The organism is Daejeonella sp. (assembly GCF_049655485.1).
In the GTDB taxonomy this organism is placed as follows: Bacteria; Bacteroidota; Bacteroidia; order Sphingobacteriales; family Sphingobacteriaceae; genus Daejeonella.
Genome location: NZ_JBASJU010000417.1, coordinates 1 through 19,876 on the forward strand (window position 1 = coordinate 1; position 19,876 = coordinate 19,876).

A 19,876-nucleotide genomic window follows, 5' to 3' on the forward strand; every position below is an offset into this window, starting at 1 on the left:
GAATTCACTTCGTGTTGAGGATGAGCCGTGGAAAAAATGGCATGGCTGCAATCTACGTTCGGATTGTAGTAAACAAGAGCCGCTGTGAAGTAGCGCTAAAAAGAATGGTAGAAATGGCCGACTGGAATAAGTCAAGAGGCCTGGCAAAACCCAAAAACGGAACGCTGTAATCTCTGAATAGTTATTTGGAACAAACCAGGTCCATGTTAGCTTCACATTATCAGGAATTCATTATTAGCAAACAGCTGGTTACCCCTGAAGCTGTAAAGAACAAATTCCTTGGAATCCGGGAACAAGAGAACACCCTCCTATCGCTCATTGATTACCATAACCTCCAAATGAAAGAGATCCTTGCCCATGGAACTATCAAAAATTATTATACTACCGCAAAATATCTGAAGGAGTTTGTAACGGCACAATTCAAAAAACAAGACATCTACTTAACTGAACTTGATTACCAGTTTATCACCCATTTCGAATATTTTTTAAGAACCTATGTCCCCACCGATCATCACAAAGGCATGGAAAATAATGGAGTGATGAAGCATCTGGAACGTTTCCGAAAGATTATCCGATTAGGTGTTAAACTCGGATGAATAGAGAAAAATCCCTTTGAACTGTTCAAACTCAAGATGCAAAAGGTTGAAAGAGGTTATCTGACAAATGAAGAGCTTATTTCCATTGAGGAAAAATCGTTTAGCCTTCAGCGGATTCAATACGCCAAGGACCTATTTGTATTTAGTTGCTATACCGGCATGGCATATATAGATGTGGTGCAGCTAAGTCCAGACAATATCATTTTAGGAATGAACGGCAATTACTGGATTAAAACTTTTCGGGAAAAAACCGATACCTCAGTGAACGTTCCGATTTTGCCCAAAGCGGCGTATTTTATTGAAAAATATCGGAATGGTCCCAGATCCATTACCAAGGGTAGTCTTTTCCCAATGATATCAAATCAGAAATTAAATAGCTACCTGAATGAGGTGGCAGATCTATGTGGGATCAAAAAGAACATGACCTTCCATTTGGCGCGGCATACCTTCGCTACCTCAGTCACCCTATCCAATGGAGTTCCTATTGAAACGGTGAGTAAGATGCTGGGTCATACTACGATCCGTACGACACAGATTTACGCTAAAGTGGTCGAACAAAAGGTTAGTCAGGACATGTCAGTCCTGCGAGAAAAGCTCGAAACTAATTCTAAAAAATCTAACCAACAAATAAGGAGGGCTTAACATGATCGAGACAACGAATCATAAATTATACGAGGCGATCAAAGCCCAGATTGAGGAATCGAGGCAGATCATAGTTCAAAAGGTAAACTCAGTTTTAGTATATACTTACTTCCAAATCGGTAAAGCCATTGTTGAAGATGAACAAAGTGGATCAGAACGAGCATCTTATGCCACACAAACTCTAAAGCAACTCAGTAAATCCCTTAGTCAGGATTTTGGGCGGGGGTATTCGGTGGATAACTTAGAAAACATGCGACTGTTTTATCTGGAATTTGGAAAATCCGAGACAGTGTCTCGGATTTCTGAGAACCCTTTTAAATTAAGCTGGTCCCATTATGTCGAGCTGCTAAAGATCAAGGATAGAAACGAAAGAAAGTTCTATGAATTAGAAAGCATCTCCAACAATTGGAGTATGCGTGAGTTGAGAAGACAATATCAATCTTCATTATATGAACGTTTGGCGCTTAGTAAGAATAAAGACGAGCTTTTAAGCCTTTCAACACGGGGACAACTCCTTGAAAACCCTATTGACGCGATGAAGTCACCCTATATTTTAGAATTCCTTGATCTAAAGGAGGATCATCGCTATTCTGAAAGCGATCTGGAGACGGCCATAATTAATAAGCTTGAACAATTCATGCTCGAATTAGGAAAGGGCTTTTTATTTGAGGGGCGGCAAAAAAGGATAACATTAAACGGAGATCATTACTACGTTGACCTTTCCTTTTATAACCGGCTGCTGAGATGCTTTGTATTAATAGACCTGAAAATTGGCAAACTCAGCCACCAGGATATCGGACAGATGCAGATGTATGTCAACTACCATGACCGGAAAATAAAACTAACAGAGGAAAATCCTACAATTGGGATCATATTATGCAAGGAAGAGAACAAAGCGGTAGTTGAATTTACTAAGGCAGAACGCAAGCTAATTTATGATTGTTATGATAAGATTAAAGATGAACTTCTTCGGGGTATCGATAAGCACAGCCGAACCCTAATTGTGAGTAATATAGAATTATTACTTAATTATTGTGTTCGCTTTTACGATCGCCAATTTATAACCCGTGAAAATGTAAATAAAGGGATTCTTCAGAAATTTGAAGGGTTGCTTGCTGATTATTTCAGTACAGACAAATCCCCATTGATCGGCTTGCCAACAGTTGCATATTGCGCAGATCAATTGAATCTTTCAGCCAATTACTTTGGCGATCTAATTAAGAAAGAAACAGGCAAATCTGCTCATGAATATATCCAACTAAAAACAATAGATGTTGCTAAAGAGAGGATTTTCGACATTACAAAATCTGTTAGCGAAATTGCTTACGAACTCGGATTCAAATATCCTCAACATTTTTCCAGATTCTTTAAACAGCACGTTGGCCAAACACCTAATGAGTATAGGTATATGAATTAATCGTTAACTTTATTTTATATGCATCGTGGAGCGATGCTTCGCAGGCTGCTTTTATTCGTTCAGGGCGGCCTGCCGCTCCGGTTCTCTTTTAATTAAGCGATGCACAAAGTTCCCTCCATTTTTCCTGAGTGCTTTTATACAGATTCCTTTATTTGTTACCAATATTCCCGTTTAGAGCCGGCGGAAGAAAAGATGCCAGATAGTTCTCTTAAATTTGAGGTAGTGAACATAAACCATGGAAGAAATAGTTAAGATCGAAAGTGTTGGTCAGTTCAATGCTGAGAGAGGGCAGGAAACGTTACACCCATTGGTCAGTGTACTTGATCAGTCAAAATCATCGTCAATACTGGAGAAGCAGTATCGATCGGAGATCTACATTATCTTTTTAAAAGAAGCAAAGTCTGGCAGGTTAAAATACGGACGGAATCTTTACGATTACCAGGATAGCACTCTACTCTTCATTGCTCCTGGTCAGGTGTTTGGACATACGGAAAGTTCGGAACCATTGCAACCATCAGGTTGGGTATTGCTCTTTCATCCTGACTTCATTCGAGGCACTTCTCTTGGGCGTAATATTAAGAACTACCACATCTTTTCATACGACGTAAATGAAGCGCTTCATTTATCTGAGAGAGAAAGGCGAATCCTGCTAGAGAGTTTCAATAAAATACGCTATGAGTTGGAGCATCCGATAGATAAACACAGCAGATCCCTTATCGTCAGTAATATCGAATTACTATTAAATTATTGTGTCCGGTTTTACGACAGGCAGTTCATTACCCGGGATACTATTCACAAAGATATACTAGTGAAGTTTGAAACTTTGTTGGATGAGTATTTTGAATCAGACAAGCCACAAATGCTTGGCTTACCGTCGGTAAGTTATTGTGCTGGCGAAATAAATCTGTCCGCTAAGTATTTCGGAGACCTCATCAAGAAGCAAACTGGAAAATCTGCCCAAGAATATATCCAGCAGCGGATAATCGAGATTGCTAAGGAAAAGATACTGGATCCCATTAAGTCCATTAGCGAGGTTTCTTACGAAATTGGATTTAAGTATCCACAACATTTTACAAGGCTTTTCAAGCAGCATGTTGGTCAGTCTCCGGTTGAATACAGGATGCTTAATTAAGCTGTGGTCTGCCAGATTTAACCACAGTACTCGACGGTCCACCACCAACGGTTGAACTCAGGTTTTGCCGACTTTTACTAACCCCCTAAAAGACTGAACTAAATTATTAAAACAATTTAGAACCATTAATTTAGGGAATTATGAAAAAAGAGACAAGGGTTTTCATTCCTGAAGATCGTTTAGCCATTGGGCAGGAAGTCAGCGTGAAGGAAGCACGGCTAACTGTCGTAAATAAATCTTAGCGCCTCCAGATCAATTCTAACTCTATAGATTTGCAAGGCATAGAGGATTAAATTTCTATATATCAATAAATTGTTTTATATCGTCTACCGATAAAATGCAGAGGTTTCGCTATTTAAACTCTCCCGAATCCACACCTCTAATAAATTTTATCAATCCATCAAAATATGTTTTCGGGTCATCAAACTGAGAAAAATGACTCCCGTTTGTGATCAGACTTCTGCCATTTTGCACTTCCTTTGCCATCCATTCCATATGTTTTGGATCCATCGTATCATATTTGGCACCAATTATTAAAGTGGGCACTTTAATTTCCTTAATTCTGGCAGACACATCCCAATTTTTCAGGGATGCATTTCCGGTCATCCCAAATTCGCTATGCCCCTGCATGAAGATGTATATATTGGGATTAAGATGTTCAAACAGAAGGTTAATTGATTTTGGCCATTTTCCAACAGGCATTCTCACTACGTGTTCGGTATAATAATGATTCATTAACAGTGCAGTATATCTCGGATTTTTAAAGTCCTTCTTCGCTTCTATTTCCTTAATTTCTTTGTAAACGTCAGGGTCCATTTGCGGACCCAGAACATCATCGGCATATTTAGTATAAGCCGGAGCACTTGCCATCATATTTGAAATGATGAGACCTTTGAGATTATCCTGGTATTTTAAAGCATATTCCATCGCCAATATTCCACCCCAGGATTGGCCGAGCAGGTAGAAATTATCTTTATTCAGGTTTAATGCTTTTCGGACCTGCTCCACTTCTTCTACAAAATATTCGGTAGTCCAGAGTGAAGAATCATTGGGCTTGTCGCTATAATAAGAATCGAGCTGATCGTAATAGATATATTCAATTTCTTCATTAGGGAGATAGCCGTCAAAATTGCCAAACTGTTCATGAGTGCCGCCAGGGCCGCCATGAAGGAGTAATACGCGCATTTTAGGATTATTTCCCATGCGTTTTGTATATACATTGTATTTTCCTTTTGGAGTTTCGATAGGAATCATTTTAATACCTCCGGTATTTTGATCATCGCTATTGGAATAATCAAAATAGCTGCTCGTGTCAAAATTTGTACCGGACTTATTGTTGGAACAACTGATTATAGTGAGTGTTATGATCATTAAAAGGAGTATCAATTTTTTCATGATTTGCAATTTGAGTTAGAAATGGGTCATAAATAATTGTTCACTCAACTAATCTAGTAGAATTCCTTTAGTTTTGGAAATTAATACCTTCTTAGTCCATTTAAATGATCGTAAATTGCTCCCAGGTTGGTATTAAATTTCACCCATATTAGCATCATTTTCTGAGTATATGACAGATCATAAAATGCCCAACGATGAAAGTCTGCAATTAGGATTAAGGGAAAATTGGAAACAGTTTTCATTACTGGTCCTCATAAATGCATTTGTAGGGGGAATGGTGGGATTGGAGCGTTCCATCTTACCACAGATAGCAGAAGCTGAATTTCATATTGCGGCAAAAACAGCCATACTTTCCTTTATTGTGGTTTTTGGTATTACAAAAGCCCTAACTAATTACTTTACCGGTGCACTGGCAAACAGACTCGGCAGGAAAAACCTATTAATTATGGGCTGGATTATTGGAATACCAGTTCCTCTGTTGTTAATGTTCGCTCCTTCCTGGAATTGGGTTATCGCTGCAAATGTACTCTTGGGAATTAATCAGGGGCTGACCTGGTCAAGCACCGTGGTTATGAAAATCGACCTTGTCGGTGAAAAAAACCGCGGATTCGCAATGGGGCTTAATGAATTTGCGGGATATGTCGCAGTAGCTGCAGTAGGATTTGCTACAGGTTGGATAGCCAGCGTGTATGGCCTGAGACCGTATCCTTTTTATTTGGGGCTTTTTATAGTAGGTGCCGGGCTTATTTTGAGCTGGCTGTTTGTGAGAGATACGAAACATCATAGCGAGAAGGAAAGCGATGACAGCAGCATCCCGCGTCTTACCAACATATTCAAAGACACGACATGGAGAAATAACAATCTGGGATCAGTTACACAGGCCGGTTTAATAAATAATCTTAATGATGGTATGGTCTGGGGATTGTTCCCTCTGCTTTTGTCAACAAGAGGATTTACCTTACAAGATGTAGGATTAATAACCGCTATTTATCCCGGTGTTTGGGGATTAGGGCAATTGTTTACCGGGAAAATGGCCGACCATTTTTCGAAAAAACTCATGCTGTTCTGGGGAATGTTTCTACAGGGAATAGCGCTGCTGTTTTTTTTACAGGCTACAACTTTTTTCCATTATAGTATTCTGTCCGCGATTTTAGGCTTTGGTACGGCCATGGTATACCCTACCTTCCTGGCTTCTATTTCAGAAAACGTACATCCGCAGGATCGGCCGAAAAGCATCGGTACTTTCCGTTTATGGAGAGATTTGGGCTATGCTATCGGAGCGATTTTGACCGGTATAATCTCGGATGTGTTTAACATAAATACGGCTATAGTTTTTGTGGGACTCTTAACCATAATTTCGTCGTTGGTTATATTTATGAGGATGACGGATAAGCGGGGAATCAGTAGTCGGTAATCAGGGCTGTTCCCCGACTGGGTCCCGGATCAAGCCCGGGATGGATCTCGTAAATGACACCCGCCCACCCCGTTATTATTTTTAACTAACTATTTCTCCGTCCTCCATTACAATGATCCGATCAGCACGTGAGGCAAATTCAGGATTGTGCGTTACGACGAGTATTGTCTGTTTATTTTCGGTACAAATGTCTTTAAAAATCCCAAAAACGATATCGCTGTTTTTCTTATCCAGATTTCCCGTGGGTTCATCCCCCATGATAATCACAGGGTCGTTGATTAGAGCGCGCGCTATTGCAACCCGCTGTTTTTGTCCGCCGCTTAACTGGTTTGCGTTTTTCAAAGCCTGATCTTGAATTCCCAGGATTTTCAAATGCTGAATGGCCTTTTCTTCAATCTGCTCAGTAGAATATCTTCCTAGTTTCATCGCCGGCAGCATCACATTCTTTAAGACATTAAATTCTTCGATCAGGTAATGAAATTGAAATACAAATCCAATTTTTTGATTCCTTACAAGGGCGAGTTCTGCATTACTCTTTTGCTGTAATATTTCATTGTCCAGTCGCAGCTCGCCTTCGTAATCGGTATCCATGGTCGATAAAATGTACAGCAGTGTTGATTTTCCGCAGCCTGATTTACCAGTAATAGCAACAAAGCTGCCCCTATCTACGGTAAAGCTGATATCCTTTAATACACGCAAACGCACCGGGTCTAAAAAGTACTTATTAATATTTATCGCCTGTAATACCGGTATTTCCATTATTTCCCCCGTATGATGACCACCGGATCAACCTTTGCAGCCTTACGGGCAGGAAATAAACCAGCCAGATAGGTCGTTATCAGCGCGAAGCTTATACCAATAATATAGTACATGATGTCGAAATTTACCGGGTAAGTTTTTATCGTCGGTAAGGCCTCTGTAACAAAGGGTATCTTGCTGATAATAACGGATAAAACATAGCCCAATATGATCCCAATAATTCCTCCTACCACACCTAATACCATTGAAAGTTGAATAAATATGGTTTTTACGTCTCTCCCGGAGAAGCCAGTTGCCTTTAAAATGGCTATTGCATCCATTTTTTCATAAATCAGCATATTCAAGATATTGTAAATCCCAAAACCTGCCACAATAAGCAAAGTGATACTGACACTGTAAGCTATAGTGTTTCGCACATTAGTGCCGGTTTCAAACTGTGCATTAGCAGTTTGTATATCCGTTGCATCAACATCAAAAAGCTGGGCATATTCCCTGGCGACAACCGGTGCAAGGGCAATATCTTTTAATTTTACTTGAATGTCCGTTATATAACTGGCCGGTTTGCCCTGAAGTTTTTGTGCTGTCGGCAGGGATGTAAAACTTTGAACATCATCAACCTCAGCAATCCCAAACTGTACTATCCCAACTATTTTTAGCATAGCAATATCTGCATCAGGGGTGATTACCTGGACCACATCACCCACCTTGACCATGAGCTTATCACCCAGTCCTTTTCCAATTATTATACTATTGCTTACTGTACCAAGATCGTTGATATTCCCCTCAATTACATAGTCTTCCATATGAAACAACTTTTGCTCTAAGTCCACGTCGACACCCTCGATCATGCCTGAAAGCTGAATTGTACCCTTATTGAAGAAAACCGTTGTCTTGGTTTTAGGTGCTGCATCGATCACACGCTCGTCGGCACGTATTGCTTTGATGACACGTGCGGCGTTGTATATTTGCTTGCCCTCATCTTTAGGTTTCACAGACCGGACAAGATTTTTATAACTCATATACTCGTTTGCCAGATCTACTGGCTGCGTTTTCGACGGAACAATAGCATTGTATATCCTGATATGCGGAGTACGATTGATGATCAGGCTATCCAGCATTTTATTTAAGCCGGTCATAAAACTCACTAAGGATATAAACATGGCAATGCCGAATGTGACTCCCGCAGCTGCTACAATGGACTGCTTAAGACGTGCCCTTAATAATGCAATTGCGATATTTAACAGCAGCGGCGAACTCATCTATTCAGGCTTAAAAATTAATTCCTGCGATTTGAGTCCCTTTAAAATTTCCACATTTCTTTCATCCTGAACGCCTGTAATAACTTTTCTTTTGCTACCATCTTCTAGTAAGACCTGATTATCCCTATCCAGGTAGTTTCTCGGAATTAGGATTACTTTTTCCTTCACCTTTACTATAATGTTTGCTTCTGCAGTCAAGTTCGGATAAAGAGCGGCTGGCGGATCTAAAAAACTGGCTTCAATTTTGAAGGTCCTCAAGCGTCCGTCCATTATTGGATAAATTTTACTTACCCTGGCACGAAATAATTCGCCTTTATAACTATCCATTGTAATTAAAACCTCCTGATTCAACCTTACACTGGTAATGTCGTTCTCATCAACATTCATTTCTAAATAGAACTGATCTGGCTTTCCTAAAATGCATAAAGCGGTCTGCGGGCCTACCAGCTCCCCTTTATTTTTTATCACATCAAAGACCTGTCCTGCAATTTCGCTCCTGATTAAAAAATTCTCCTGTCGCTGTTTTGCGATTCGATAATTGTTCTTAGATAATTCAACCTCATTCTCCAATTGGCTTTTTAACTGAGCTAAGCGCCTCAAGGATGCCTGATAATTAATCCTGGATGTGGTAAAAGCCAGATGGCGCTGATCGAATTCCAGGCGAGTTCCTATATTCTGATCCCATAATTTTTTTTGACGGAAATAAATGGCAGAATCGTTCTGGTATTTTTCTTTTGAGGCCTCAACAAGGGAAAAAGCTTCCTGTAGCTTATCAGAATTTCTTCGATTATTCAAGTTGGAAAATTCTAATAACTGACGTGCATTGTCAGTATTAAGAGAAGCCTCGTTATTTTCCAGTGTGTAAAGTAAATCCCCTGCTTTAATAAGCGCCCCGGGCACTATATGTACCTTTTTAATAATTCCGGGCACAGTTGAAACTACCGTATATTGTCCCTCTGACTTAACGATTGCCGAAGCATACAAAGAAACAGTTATATCACTGATAACCGGTTTGGTACTTTCTTTTTCACGAGAGCAGGCTACAAGCAGCAGAAAAAAACAAACAGCAGAAGGATATACACGTCTCATTGATTTTTAAATAGGCTAAGCATGCAGCACTGAAGATGCTGATACACTGTATATTGTGGTAAATAAAAACAAATGCAGTATATGTTCGCTTATTTGAATATGAATCAGATCAGGATTTAAACTGACGAAGGTCAATAAATTTTGTAAAATAATCCTGCTGAGGTGGAGGGAAATAAATCTAACAAATAATATTCCCGTGGCCATAATAGATCATTTTCCTAATGATGAATTCAGAAACCAATGTGACAATTGTAACATTAGATACCCTGGCTTCTTCCGACCTTTATAGATGGTAAATCATACGTAAATGGAAACGATAAAAAACACAATATTAACTGGCTGGAATTTAATGCGATGGTTAAGGCTTGCAATAGGATTAGCTATTGCTTACCAGGCTTTCACAACGCAGAATGGATTACTTGGGTTGCTTGCGGGTATTTTTATTTTCCAGGCCTTGGCGAATGCGGCATGCTGTGGAACCAGCGCTTGCAATACTAGTATGGGGAAAAAAACTTTGGGAACAACCGAGGACGTTGAATTCGAAGAAATTAAAAGTAAATAATTAAGAAAAATCATGGCAAAGTTTTTAGACATCATAAATTCTGACAAACCTGTTTTAGTAGACTTTTCGGCTGAATGGTGCGGGCCTTGTAAAATGATGGCACCGATTCTTGAACAATTGAAAGGAATGGTTGGCGATAGCGCAACTATATTGAAAGTAGATGTTGATAAAAACCCTGAGGTGGCGAGGTCATATAATGTCCAGGGTGTTCCGACGCTTATCATATTTAAAAATGGGGAAACTAAATGGAGACAATCTGGAGTGATGCAAGCGTCGCAGCTGAAACAAGTAATTGAAAAATATACTTAATCAACTATTCACACGTTAGATACCCATTTAAAGAATATCTTGGCAAGATGATAAGCAGGCTCAAACAATTTTCCGGGAAATTCCGAATATTATCCGTGTTCGCACTGGTAATTAGTTTCCTAGTGCTTGGCTCCTGTCCACTAAGAAAAGCTGTTCAGGCCTTGGTGGATCGCTCTGTTGATACTGAACAAGGCGCTCTTAAGCAAACAAATAGTTTATCATCGGTTGTTTGCGTGGACAGTGAAAGCAGTTTTATAAATAAAATGACCTTACCCGAGCGTCAGGTTGAAAATAAAGATTTCATAATAAACGCTTTTCTTTTAATTACATTTTTGTCTGTCTGGTCTTTATTTAAATTAGATTCCCAATTATTTAGAGTTCGGAACTTACGTTTTGGATCTCTTAGATCTGTTCCGCTTTATCTCAGGAACAATACTTTTATCATTTGATTTCCCGCTAATAAATTCTTTCAGAAATCCGTTTTGGTTTTCAAATGGCTGAACTGTATCTGGTTCTGCCTCTATAAATATTTTTCATAGTGCTTAAATGAGCTACAATAACAATTTCTAATGAAATCAAAAATCTTTTCTAAAGCAGGATTATTTGCTGCTATTTTCATTCTTATTGCCGGAGTTTTACTTATAAGCCCGGATGCAAAGGCCCTGCTCTTTGGCAGCAAAAACATCAACATTAACAGGTCTGCTGATCCTGTACAATCAAGCACTTCAACTCAATCCGTTAATAATGGACCTGAGAGCCCGGCAGAATTTCCTTTGGCTCCATCTGTAGTTTTCAAAGACGGCAACGGAACAACAATAGATATTTCCAAACAACAGGGGAAGGTACTTTTCATAAACTTCTGGGCTACATGGTGCCCTCCCTGTATTCAGGAGATGCCATCTATAAATAAACTCAAAAAGCAATTCGATGAAAAGGACATTATGTTTCTGATGGTTGATGTAGACGACAACTATAAGAGGTCGAGCAAGTTTATGGCTAACAACAAGTATGACCTAACAGTGTATACCCAAGCGAGCGAAATTCCCAAGGAGTTTCTATCAGGTTCTATACCAACTACAGTGATTATTGACAAAGAAGGCAAAGTGGTTGGACATCATGAAGGTGGCGCTGACTATATGAACCCTGAAATTGTACAGTTCTTCAAACAGTTAATAAGCAAATAAATCCTATCAGCGCTGGTGCAACGGCCGGATCTGGTGCAGAAAACAGCTATATGGCCAAATAAAAATGATCAAAGGCAATTGATATCTTTATATAAAAAAATAAGACTATGAAAAGACTAACATTTCTTACCCTGCTTTTTTCTCTTTCCTTTCTCGGGACAAGCCGGGCGCAGGAGAACACCCCCGTATTTAACGGTGCAATCGCAACATTGAGTTCATATAAAGCTTTATATGTGTTGAATAGTGGAGATGAGAAAAAGATATCATCAACGCTCCGAAATATCAATAATGTGTTTAAGGACCCTCGACTAAAGGGCAAACTACAGGTCGAGTTAGTCGTTTTTGGCGACGGCGTGATTCTTTTTCAGAAAACTGGTCCTTATGAGGCGAGTTTGAAAGAGCTTCACCGGAAAGGCGTGATTTTGGCTCAGTGCGAAAACACCTTGAAACAACGTAAAATTGAAAAAAGCTCACTGTTTCCTTTTATCTCCTATGTACCATCCGCTAATGGGGAAATTATAATCCGCCATTATGAGGGCTGGGCAGTCGTTTATCCATAATTATTTGTGAAACTTTCTATAGCATTTGTTAATGATGTTCATGGTTACCTTGAACCTCATCCTGAAATTTTCTTATCTGGAAGTGAATATGCGGTGAAAACAGCGGGAGGATACTCGAGACTTCAAACTTTAATATCAGATATAAGGAGGAAGAATCAACATACCATCGTGTTTGATGGTGGGGATACTTTTCATGGCACTCTCCCAATTGTCGCAACGAAGGGTGAAGCCCTGGTTCCAATACTTAACCAGATAGGTTTTGACGCAATGGTTGGCCACTGGGATTTTGCTTATGGGCCACAGCATTTACTCAACCTTGCAGGACAGCTTAGTTATCCGATTCTGGCAATTAATATCTATGACGCACAAAACGAACTTCTCCTAAAGCCTTATGTTTTGCAGCAAATTGGAGAAATTAAAGTGGCAACCATCGGTATTTGTTCCAATATCATCGACAAAACGATGCCAAAAGAATTCAGTGAAGGAATACGAGTAAGCGATGGAATTCAGGAACTGCCAAAATACATTCAGGAGGTTAAGAAATATGGAGCAGACCTCATTATCCTGTTATCGCATAGTGGCTTTCCGCAAGATTTTAAAATACTCTCGCAAATTGAAGGAATTGACATTTGCCTGAGTGCCCACACTCATAATCGTTTGTTTGAGCCCGTCATAGTAAACGATACTATCATTATCCAATGTGGATGCCATGGTTCATTTTTGGGCCATCTGGAACTGGAGCTGGAGTCGAAAAAAGTCAGGGACTTCAATTACGAGCTTATAGAAGTTGATGAGTCGATTTTACCTGATTTGGAAATGGAAAAAACTATACAAAATATCCTGAAGCCATATCATCAACTAAAAACGGAAGTGATAGGTGAAACATCTGTAGTCTTGCATAGATATGACACCCTAAATAGTTCTGCAGATCATTTATTGCTATCCGCTGTGAAAGAAGTTACCAAGGCCGATGTTTGTTTTTCGAATGGCTGGCGATATGGGGCTCCGATCTCCGCAGGTCCTGTGACCAAGTGGGATATTTATAATCTGGCGCCGATGGATCCTGTGATTTCAACTCTTGAAATGAAGGGTATAGAAATCGTGGAGATGCTTGAGGAAAATCTCGAGAGAACTTTTTCTTCAGATCCTTCAGGTCAGATGGGTGGTTATGTGAAAAGGTGTTTAGGACTGACTGTATATATGCGCATTGAAAATCCTAAAGGACACAGAATTCAACAAATATTTATTGGAAATGAAGTTTTACGAAAAGAACAGGTCTATAAAGTAGGATATATAACTTCCCAGGGAGTTCCAGAAAAGTTTGGACAAAACCGCCAGAACACCACACTTAGATTAGTAGAAGCAGTAGTTTCTTTTTTAGCTATTAACAGTCCTTTTCAACCAAACAATCATATGGCCTTTCATTTGGTCTGATCTAATGTGGCTGAGTTCAAAATGCTCGAAAACATTATTAAATTATTTATCATATGGAATTTATAACAAGAAATAAAGGAATATTCATTGGTGCTATATTAGGTATGATAACCGGCTATTTGTACTGGCACTTTATTGGATGCGTCAGCGGAACCTGCGCTATTACCTCAAGTCCTATAAACAGTACTTTGTTTGGTGCACTATTCGGCGGATTGATGGGAAGTAATTTTAACAAGGGAACAAGCGAAAAACATGTGCCCCCTGCATCGACTACTTCAGAAAACTAAGAACCTACGACTGCTTATTCTTCAACATCATTAATAGTGAGCAGGCGCCGCTTAGTACGAGCGCCAGATGGAACAGCGATCGTCGCGGTGTTTCTTACCTGGATTTCTGCGTTCATAAATGTGCCGGGTACCAGGTTTGATCATATCTTGCATTCCCGGTAATAATTTAGAAGACTCTCGCGCGCGTCATCAGTTCATTAAACCGGATTTGTACTGGAAACTGGTACCCTGCAGCCAGTTCGGGAACTGCTTGGAGAGCGGTTTCTATTTTTTCAGCTAACTCATCAAAGGTTTTAGCTGATGTCCACTCCTCTTTGGGTTTTAAGATTACCATCATAACGCTGGCATTCATAGGCATAGGATCGGTAGGCACTTCGCCGCTGCCAATTTTAGTTACCACTCCTTCCTCAAGCGCCGGAATGAATTCACCCCCCAATGTGCTCAGCACATAGGCTGAGAAAACAAACAAGCCGAATACGATAAATATTGCGAGAATGTACAATAGGACTTTCGATGCGTCCTATGATTAAATTTCAGGCTTTGTCGAGCAAATAAATAAGTGCAATATCACTTCGTAACATGATATTCATCAATTCTGGCAATCTATTAACGTCTTAATTTTAACCTCATGGGATAATGCCAGCGAATTCCCGTTTTGGATTTACTATTCGCGATGTAAGACAATGAAAATACTGTGGTATCCATTCTGTATATGCTAGCATTTCAATTCTCATCATTTGGTCAGGATACAATCAATTATATTCCAGACACTTCTAAATCTGCCCGTAATTCACCATCTCGCGACAGCAGAAAGCCGCATATTTTAGGCTATGCAACTCCAGCGCTCTTACTGTCTTACGGTTTGATATCCTTGGAAAACAAGCCTGTCAGGCGTCTTGATAAATATGTAAGCTATGATCTTCTCGGGTCAAACACCAATTTTACGACAGAGGTGGACGATTATTTCCGCTACTTACCTGTAGTAGTTGTTTACTCGTTAAATGCATTCGGTATTAAAGGAAAAAGTAATTTTATTGATCGTTCAGCACTTTATTTGATATCAAACTTACTTCTGAGTAAGTCTGTCGACTTTCTAAAGGATGAAACACAAAGAGAGCGGCCTTCGAAGACAGACTTCCGCGCCTTTCCGTCTGGACACACAGCCCTGGCTTTCGGAGCAGCAGAATTTATGAGACGGGAATATAAGGATGTCTCCCCGTGGTATGGTTATTCAGCTTATGCGGCGGCGGCAGCAACCGGAGCTATTAAAATTTTGGAAAATGCACATTGGCTAAGCGATGTTTTGACCGGTGCGGGAGTTGGGATCCTCTCTACCCGCGTCGCCTATTATGTATATCCCATAGGAAAGGAAATCGCAGGTGGAAGAAAGGATTTACAATTTCGTACTGTGCCTTTTTTGGGGAAGGGGCTTATTGGGGCGTCTGTAACAGTAACCTTTAAGTAATTGTGATTTTTAAACTTAATCACATTAAAATGTGATTAAGTTTAAATTGATTTGAAAATAATCCTCATATTAACTAACTAAAAGAAATACATTATGGACCAAACGCATTTACATCTCCTGATTACCCATCTCCCAATCTATGGCTCAATATTGGGCGCCATTGTGCTGGCATACGGAATGGTGACAAAGTCGCAGCATACAGCTAATGCAGCTTATCTTGTTTTGATCATATCCGCTATCGGCGGTGTCATCGCAAAACAAACAGGTGAAGCTGCTGAAGAAACTGTTGAGAACATACAGGGTATCTCTGAAGAACTGATTCACGAACATGAAGAAGCAGCAGATATAGCCCTGATCGCCATAATTCTTTTAGGAATCATTTCCCTTGTTGCATTACTCGCTTCTTATAGGAAGTGGTCTTTCTCCAGTTCCATGGGCTGGATTGCGCTGGTTGTATCTTTAATAACGTTCGGTATCGTTGCCAGGACCGGCTATTTAGGCGGGCAAATCAGACATACCGAAATTAACTCTCCACAGGCTGAACAGAACAATCAGGCTTATGAAGAGGAAGAATAGAATTAGATTAGAATTTTGTTTAGCGCCCTCATCAATTAAATATTGAAAATTAAGGTGAAGGTAGATCCCAAATGAAGGCAGCTTTTTACGTGGACCGTCCCATTTAATTGTCTAACAAACCTATCAACAATATGTAAACCTAAACCTGTTCCGGTAATGTTGCTGGCATTATCGGCTCTATAGAAGGGCTCAAATATTCTGGGCTGATCTTTTTTCGGTATCCCGATTCCATCGTCCTTTACCCGGATGACGCATGTCTTACACCTGATCTCGGTTTCTAACAGAATTTTTCCTTCAGATCCAGAATATCTTATAGCATTAGAGAGGAGATTTACGATACAATGTTTGATCCAATTTCGATCTAACAGTACTTGGCTTTGGAGGCCACTATGTTTATATTCAAGACTTTGATTGTCTTGCAGCATCAGCTGCATATCTTGCGTAATTTCTAAAGCTAGAGACTTTAGATCGAATTTGGCAAGAACAGGTTTTGTTTCCCCTGCGCCTATATTTTCAACTAACAGGAAGTCATTTACGGTGGCGTTCAACTCCATCACAGCCGACTGTATTTTACTAAGGTGTGCCAGAATTTTATCTCTGTCTAGTCGGTCATAATAACGTTGGATTAATGCTGCTGAAAGCTGAATGCTGCTTAATGGGGAGCGAAACTCGTGTGAAGCTAAGGAAATCACCCGTCTCATTGTCTGATTGATCTCCTGAACTTTAAGCAGGGACTCATTATTTGTCGACAGCTTTTTATTAAGTCGTTCAATGATTTCCTCCATAAAAGGCAATCTTGTTTCGGCGGGATATTTTTCTAGCCGAAATCGAATGTCCTCAAACGAAGTGCCCTCGTTAACAACATCCAGAAAAGTTGATGTATCCATTATGTCTGCCTTTTAAACAACCCCAAAAATCACGACAGAACTTTAAAGTGTACGGAACTATTTCGAACTCCCTCTACTCTATATTTTCCTCGGTTTTTTTTATAAATCTATAAGGAAACTACTTATTGGAATATGATGATGATCAGCCGGAACAATGACATTCAACACCTTTATGATCAACTATTTAAGGATGCAATACGAGAAACGCATTTTATTATACCAAATCGAAGGCTTTCTGCAGTTTTTGAGTAACTTCCTGGGCCAGGGATGTAAGCGCCGGGTTATCTACCCCCGACATGGTTTCCATTGGATTAACTGCCGATATTTCAACTTGTCCATCGTCATGTTGCTGTACCAGGACATTACACGGTAGCAAAACTCCGATGTTACTTTCTTTTTCTATCGCCTGATAGGCCAGTTTGGGATTACAGGCGCCCAGGATCCGATACTCCCTGAAATCAACATCGAGTTTTTCTTTGAATTTCTCTTTCAGATCAATTTCTGAAATAACTCCAAAGCCTTCATTCGCCAAAGCTGCTTTGGTTTTATTCATACTCTCTTCAAAAGAGTAAGGTACTTTTTTTGTTAGATTATAAGCCATCTTGATTTAGTTTAATAACATATCCGCTGTAAAGACTGTCTTTGCTCTTTATTCTTTGTTCTTTTGTGTTAGTTTTCCTTTTTATAGAAGCTGGCAATAGCATTAAAAGGCCCCAATTTATGCTCTTTCTCAGTGAACTTATCAGCGTATGGGCCGAAAGGGAAATCAATAGGTTTTTTACTATAATCTTTCCAGTCCCTGGACTGATCCTTATGAGGCCGGCTTTGGGAATTTACGTATGCTGCTACATCCCAGGATTCTTCCTCACTAAGTTGAGGATTTTCATGGTTAGCCCCTAAAGGCATATTATTCCTGACGTAGCTGGCAAAATTAGAGATCCGGTACAATCCCGCACCATCGTTGTAACTATTTTTCCCCCACAGCGGAGGAAATAAATATTCAGTCTTATCAGGTGTAGAAATACCCTCTCCCGCACTTCCATGACATGTCACGCATTTGTTTGAGTAAACTGCAGCTCCTTTTTTGGGATCGGCAGGCCGGTCAAGATAGGCCAGTTTTTTAAGTCCTACCCCCTCGGGCTGTTTGCCTTTTTCCACTCCGCTTCCCAGCCATTTCATATAGGCGATCATGGCTTCCATTTCCTTACTTGTACTATCAAGCGGCTTTCCGTTCAAACTTCTTTCAAAGCAATCATTAATTCGTTTTACGACTGTTTCATTCGTGCCAGACCTGGCTCTGAATTTTGGATAAGTAGAATAAACGGCTGAATAGTTATTTCCCCATGGTTTGGTACCAGCATCCAGATGACAATTTTGACAGTTCATCCCATTGCTGATTGCTGCTACCGTGCCGCGTGGGCCAAGATATTTGGCCGTATGGGCAATTAAATCCTTCCCATAAAGAATAAGCTCCCGCTCGCTTCCTTCCGGCAGTTTGCTTTCATCAGGTGCCTGCCACAAGGTATTTGAAATTGGCTTTTCCGCAACTGGCGCTGACGAAGTGGTGGTGATCGGAGTACCGGTGGGGCCGAGAGCTGAAGACCCTCCGCTCATTTTCACCTGTTGACTAGGTCCAGCATCAAATAATAAACCCAAGAAAATACCAACTACCGCAATGAACATGATCACAATGAGTACGAGTGCTCTTGAAACAACAATCAGTGATTTCTTTGCTTCTGTTTGAATATCAGTCATCTTAATCGAATTAGCTAGCTTTAAGCAGGTATTAATAAAGATCCGGGATAGTATAAAAAGAAAAGGTAACAAATGTTACGCAGATGTATCTCAACAGGCTTTGCAGAAGAAATTTAAGAAATTAAATGGCGATTTAAAAATCTTTTAACAGTTTAATTTCATTCCTGTAAAGCAATATTTTTCCCTCGTTCTCTAATTGTTTCAGCAAGCGCGAAATAACCACCCGGGATGTAGCCAGTTCATCAGCAATTAGATAATGGGATACTTTTATAACGCTGGAACCCGATACTCTTTGCTTCTCCTTAAGATAGGCAATCAATCGTTCATCCAGTTTGTGAAAAGCAATACTCTCTATTGATTTAAGCAGTTCCAGGAAACGTTCATTGAAACTACGCATAATGTAGTTTTTCCAGCTGGGATATTTACAAAGCCATTCATCCAATTTTGCATGAGGTATTGCAATCAACTCAACATCATCATCTGCAATAGCTTTTACTTCACTTTTCTTGGCTTCAACACAGCAGCTGTAAGCCATAGAACAGCTCTCGTTGCTTGATAAATAATACAAGAGGATCTCCTTCCCTCTTTCATCCATCCGAAGCACTTTTATTGTTCCCTTGACGATGATTGGCATCATACGGATATACTTACCGTAGTCCATTATTACATCCCCTTCTTTGAAGTGCTGAACTTGCCCGCACTCCTGCATTTCCTCAAGCAGTGCTGGTTCAAATGTAGAGCTGAAAATGGAGGTTGCAGTCATATCTGATTAAAAATGATAATTTAAAATAAAGTTATAATTCAACATATCGACTTTATTAAAACGGGCATTAGCGGTTAAATTTTCTGAGCCGGATAATTTCCCCGCTACAAGCACCTCGGCTTCAAGCCCATTTAAGGCTTTCGAAAATGAGTATCGTGTATCCAGATTAACTTGTGTATACGAAGGTACAAGATACTTGTTTAATCTGAAGTTACTAATAGCCGGTAATTTAAAATAACCGCCCGATAATGAAGTCTTGAAACTACTTTCCGGAAACTTATAATTGATTTTTCCCATAAATGCATGAACATCCCCGAAACCTTCATTGCGCTCACGCGGCATAAAAGTAAAAAAAGGATCACGCCCCCACTCGCGTGGCATCAGATAGCGG

Annotated in this window: 24 protein-coding genes; 14 read left to right on the forward strand and 10 right to left on the reverse strand. The window is 39.9% G+C overall.

Annotated features, from left to right (window positions below; translation table 11 throughout):
- Window positions 1–20: 20 nt before the first annotated feature.
- The 5 genes from WBJ10_RS16755 to WBJ10_RS16775 all read left to right on the forward strand — a co-directional run bounded on the left by WBJ10_RS16755 (window position 21) and on the right by WBJ10_RS16775 (window position 3,787).
- Entirely contained in the window at window positions 21–170 is a 150-nt protein-coding gene (locus WBJ10_RS16755; RefSeq protein ID WP_424292410.1) for an Arm DNA-binding domain-containing protein, read from the forward strand.
- Window positions 171–203: 33 nt separating this feature from the next.
- A complete protein-coding gene (locus WBJ10_RS16760; RefSeq protein ID WP_424292364.1) occupies window positions 204–596 on the forward strand; it encodes a phage integrase SAM-like domain-containing protein in 393 nt (130 codons plus the stop codon).
- A 36-nt stretch (window positions 597–632) separates the two neighbouring features.
- Window positions 633–1,238: a site-specific integrase gene (locus WBJ10_RS16765; RefSeq protein WP_424292366.1), complete on the forward strand. Its 606-nt coding sequence runs from the start codon at window positions 633–635 to the stop codon at window positions 1,236–1,238.
- 1 nt (window position 1,239) lies between these two features.
- Window positions 1,240–2,655, forward strand: coding sequence for a PDDEXK nuclease domain-containing protein (locus WBJ10_RS16770; RefSeq protein WP_424292368.1), 1,416 nt, complete (start codon window positions 1,240–1,242; stop codon window positions 2,653–2,655).
- Window positions 2,656–2,890: 235 nt separating this feature from the next.
- Window positions 2,891–3,787: a helix-turn-helix domain-containing protein gene (locus WBJ10_RS16775; RefSeq protein WP_424292370.1), complete on the forward strand. Its 897-nt coding sequence runs from the start codon at window positions 2,891–2,893 to the stop codon at window positions 3,785–3,787.
- Window positions 3,788–4,138: 351 nt separating this feature from the next.
- Here the strand turns inward: WBJ10_RS16775 and WBJ10_RS16780 are convergent, their stop codons facing one another.
- Entirely contained in the window at window positions 4,139–5,182 is a 1,044-nt protein-coding gene (locus WBJ10_RS16780; RefSeq protein WP_424292372.1) for a proline iminopeptidase-family hydrolase, read from the reverse strand.
- 169 nt (window positions 5,183–5,351) lie between these two features.
- On the opposite strand from WBJ10_RS16780, the gene WBJ10_RS16785 reads away from it, so the two are divergent.
- Complete coding sequence (locus tag WBJ10_RS16785) at window positions 5,352–6,596, forward strand: MFS transporter (RefSeq protein WP_424292374.1); 1,245 nt, start codon at window positions 5,352–5,354, stop codon at window positions 6,594–6,596.
- 81 nt (window positions 6,597–6,677) lie between these two features.
- Here WBJ10_RS16785 and WBJ10_RS16790 read toward each other — a convergent pair whose 3' ends face one another.
- Genes WBJ10_RS16790 through WBJ10_RS16800 form a run of 3 tightly spaced genes read right to left on the reverse strand, consistent with a single transcriptional unit; the run spans window position 6,678 to window position 9,703 of the window.
- A complete protein-coding gene (locus WBJ10_RS16790) occupies window positions 6,678–7,355 on the reverse strand; it encodes an ABC transporter ATP-binding protein (RefSeq protein ID WP_424292376.1) in 678 nt (225 codons plus the stop codon).
- The gene (locus WBJ10_RS16795; RefSeq protein ID WP_424292378.1) at window positions 7,355–8,614 is read right to left on the reverse strand and encodes an ABC transporter permease; all 1,260 of its coding nucleotides are present in this window, start codon (window positions 8,612–8,614) and stop codon (window positions 7,355–7,357) included. Before WBJ10_RS16795 ends, WBJ10_RS16790 begins: the two co-directional genes overlap by 1 nt.
- On the reverse strand, window positions 8,615–9,703 hold the full coding sequence (locus tag WBJ10_RS16800) for an efflux RND transporter periplasmic adaptor subunit (protein WP_424292380.1): 1,089 nt from the start codon (window positions 9,701–9,703) through the stop codon (window positions 8,615–8,617).
- 307 nt (window positions 9,704–10,010) lie between these two features.
- Between WBJ10_RS16800 and WBJ10_RS16805 the strand changes: the two genes are divergently transcribed.
- From WBJ10_RS16805 to WBJ10_RS16830, 6 genes are all read left to right on the forward strand, one after another.
- On the forward strand, window positions 10,011–10,265 hold the full coding sequence (locus tag WBJ10_RS16805) for a hypothetical protein (protein WP_424292382.1): 255 nt from the start codon (window positions 10,011–10,013) through the stop codon (window positions 10,263–10,265).
- A 12-nt stretch (window positions 10,266–10,277) separates the two neighbouring features.
- On the forward strand, window positions 10,278–10,574 hold the full coding sequence (trxA, locus tag WBJ10_RS16810) for a thioredoxin (RefSeq protein ID WP_424292384.1): 297 nt from the start codon (window positions 10,278–10,280) through the stop codon (window positions 10,572–10,574).
- Window positions 10,575–11,143: 569 nt separating this feature from the next.
- The gene (locus WBJ10_RS16815; RefSeq protein WP_424292386.1) at window positions 11,144–11,758 is read left to right on the forward strand and encodes a TlpA family protein disulfide reductase; all 615 of its coding nucleotides are present in this window, start codon (window positions 11,144–11,146) and stop codon (window positions 11,756–11,758) included.
- Between the two features lie 107 nt (window positions 11,759–11,865).
- Window positions 11,866–12,318, forward strand: a complete 453-nt coding sequence (locus tag WBJ10_RS16820; protein ID WP_424292388.1) for a DsrE family protein — start codon at window positions 11,866–11,868, stop codon at window positions 12,316–12,318.
- A gap of 6 nt (window positions 12,319–12,324) precedes the next feature.
- Complete coding sequence (locus WBJ10_RS16825; protein ID WP_424292390.1) at window positions 12,325–13,752, forward strand: bifunctional metallophosphatase/5'-nucleotidase; 1,428 nt, start codon at window positions 12,325–12,327, stop codon at window positions 13,750–13,752.
- 53 nt (window positions 13,753–13,805) lie between these two features.
- Window positions 13,806–14,039 carry a DUF6132 family protein gene (locus WBJ10_RS16830; RefSeq protein ID WP_424292392.1) on the forward strand — a complete coding sequence of 78 codons (234 nt, stop codon included), beginning with the start codon at window positions 13,806–13,808 and terminating at the stop codon, window positions 14,037–14,039.
- A 166-nt stretch (window positions 14,040–14,205) separates the two neighbouring features.
- Here the strand turns inward: WBJ10_RS16830 and WBJ10_RS16835 are convergent, their stop codons facing one another.
- Entirely contained in the window at window positions 14,206–14,541 is a 336-nt protein-coding gene (locus WBJ10_RS16835; protein ID WP_424292394.1) for a hypothetical protein, read from the reverse strand.
- A 210-nt stretch (window positions 14,542–14,751) separates the two neighbouring features.
- Here WBJ10_RS16835 and WBJ10_RS16840 point away from each other — a divergent pair, with 210 nt between their 5' ends.
- Window positions 14,752–15,504 carry a phosphatase PAP2 family protein gene (locus WBJ10_RS16840; protein WP_424292396.1) on the forward strand — a complete coding sequence of 251 codons (753 nt, stop codon included), beginning with the start codon at window positions 14,752–14,754 and terminating at the stop codon, window positions 15,502–15,504.
- Window positions 15,505–15,597: 93 nt separating this feature from the next.
- Window positions 15,598–16,080: a DUF2231 domain-containing protein gene (locus WBJ10_RS16845; protein ID WP_424292398.1), complete on the forward strand. Its 483-nt coding sequence runs from the start codon at window positions 15,598–15,600 to the stop codon at window positions 16,078–16,080.
- Between the two features lie 35 nt (window positions 16,081–16,115).
- Here WBJ10_RS16845 and WBJ10_RS16850 read toward each other — a convergent pair whose 3' ends face one another.
- The 5 genes from WBJ10_RS16850 to WBJ10_RS16870 all read right to left on the reverse strand — a co-directional run.
- Entirely contained in the window at window positions 16,116–16,967 is an 852-nt protein-coding gene (locus tag WBJ10_RS16850) for a sensor histidine kinase (protein ID WP_424292400.1), read from the reverse strand.
- A gap of 214 nt (window positions 16,968–17,181) precedes the next feature.
- Window positions 17,182–17,568 (reverse strand): DUF302 domain-containing protein, encoded by a 387-nt coding sequence (locus WBJ10_RS16855; RefSeq protein WP_424292402.1) that lies wholly within the window; start codon window positions 17,566–17,568, stop codon window positions 17,182–17,184.
- A gap of 68 nt (window positions 17,569–17,636) precedes the next feature.
- Entirely contained in the window at window positions 17,637–18,722 is a 1,086-nt protein-coding gene (locus WBJ10_RS16860; RefSeq protein ID WP_424292404.1) for a c-type cytochrome, read from the reverse strand.
- Between the two features lie 133 nt (window positions 18,723–18,855).
- Window positions 18,856–19,485 carry a Crp/Fnr family transcriptional regulator gene (locus WBJ10_RS16865; protein ID WP_424292406.1) on the reverse strand — a complete coding sequence of 210 codons (630 nt, stop codon included), beginning with the start codon at window positions 19,483–19,485 and terminating at the stop codon, window positions 18,856–18,858.
- A gap of 6 nt (window positions 19,486–19,491) precedes the next feature.
- Window positions 19,492–19,876, reverse strand: a 385-nt coding sequence (locus WBJ10_RS16870) for a hypothetical protein (RefSeq protein WP_424292408.1), incomplete at its 5' end; no start/stop codon positions are given.

Excerpts from the sequence above, each read along its gene's own strand:
- WBJ10_RS16755 (WP_424292410.1), top strand. The coding sequence starts at position 21 with ATGAGCCGTGGAAAAAATGGCATGGCTGCAATCTACGTTCGGATTGTA.
- WBJ10_RS16760 (WP_424292364.1), top strand. The coding sequence starts at position 204 with ATGTTAGCTTCACATTATCAGGAATTCATTATTAGCAAACAGCTGGTT.
- WBJ10_RS16765 (WP_424292366.1), top strand. The coding sequence starts at position 633 with ATGCAAAAGGTTGAAAGAGGTTATCTGACAAATGAAGAGCTTATTTCC.
- WBJ10_RS16770 (WP_424292368.1), top strand. The coding sequence starts at position 1,240 with ATGATCGAGACAACGAATCATAAATTATACGAGGCGATCAAAGCCCAG.
- WBJ10_RS16775 (WP_424292370.1), top strand. The coding sequence starts at position 2,891 with ATGGAAGAAATAGTTAAGATCGAAAGTGTTGGTCAGTTCAATGCTGAG.
- WBJ10_RS16780 (WP_424292372.1), bottom strand. The coding sequence starts at position 5,182 with ATGAAAAAATTGATACTCCTTTTAATGATCATAACACTCACTATAATC.
- WBJ10_RS16785 (WP_424292374.1), top strand. The coding sequence starts at position 5,352 with ATGACAGATCATAAAATGCCCAACGATGAAAGTCTGCAATTAGGATTA.
- WBJ10_RS16790 (WP_424292376.1), bottom strand. The coding sequence starts at position 7,355 with ATGGAAATACCGGTATTACAGGCGATAAATATTAATAAGTACTTTTTA.
- WBJ10_RS16795 (WP_424292378.1), bottom strand. The coding sequence starts at position 8,614 with ATGAGTTCGCCGCTGCTGTTAAATATCGCAATTGCATTATTAAGGGCA.
- WBJ10_RS16800 (WP_424292380.1), bottom strand. The coding sequence starts at position 9,703 with ATGAGACGTGTATATCCTTCTGCTGTTTGTTTTTTTCTGCTGCTTGTA.
- WBJ10_RS16805 (WP_424292382.1), top strand. The coding sequence starts at position 10,011 with ATGGAAACGATAAAAAACACAATATTAACTGGCTGGAATTTAATGCGA.
- trxA (WP_424292384.1), top strand. The coding sequence starts at position 10,278 with ATGGCAAAGTTTTTAGACATCATAAATTCTGACAAACCTGTTTTAGTA.
- WBJ10_RS16815 (WP_424292386.1), top strand. The coding sequence starts at position 11,144 with ATGAAATCAAAAATCTTTTCTAAAGCAGGATTATTTGCTGCTATTTTC.
- WBJ10_RS16820 (WP_424292388.1), top strand. The coding sequence starts at position 11,866 with ATGAAAAGACTAACATTTCTTACCCTGCTTTTTTCTCTTTCCTTTCTC.
- WBJ10_RS16830 (WP_424292392.1), top strand. The coding sequence starts at position 13,806 with ATGGAATTTATAACAAGAAATAAAGGAATATTCATTGGTGCTATATTA.
- WBJ10_RS16840 (WP_424292396.1), top strand. The coding sequence starts at position 14,752 with ATGCTAGCATTTCAATTCTCATCATTTGGTCAGGATACAATCAATTAT.
- WBJ10_RS16845 (WP_424292398.1), top strand. The coding sequence starts at position 15,598 with ATGGACCAAACGCATTTACATCTCCTGATTACCCATCTCCCAATCTAT.
- WBJ10_RS16850 (WP_424292400.1), bottom strand. The coding sequence starts at position 16,967 with ATGGATACATCAACTTTTCTGGATGTTGTTAACGAGGGCACTTCGTTT.
- WBJ10_RS16855 (WP_424292402.1), bottom strand. The coding sequence starts at position 17,568 with ATGGCTTATAATCTAACAAAAAAAGTACCTTACTCTTTTGAAGAGAGT.
- WBJ10_RS16860 (WP_424292404.1), bottom strand. The coding sequence starts at position 18,722 with ATGACTGATATTCAAACAGAAGCAAAGAAATCACTGATTGTTGTTTCA.
- WBJ10_RS16865 (WP_424292406.1), bottom strand. The coding sequence starts at position 19,485 with ATGACTGCAACCTCCATTTTCAGCTCTACATTTGAACCAGCACTGCTT.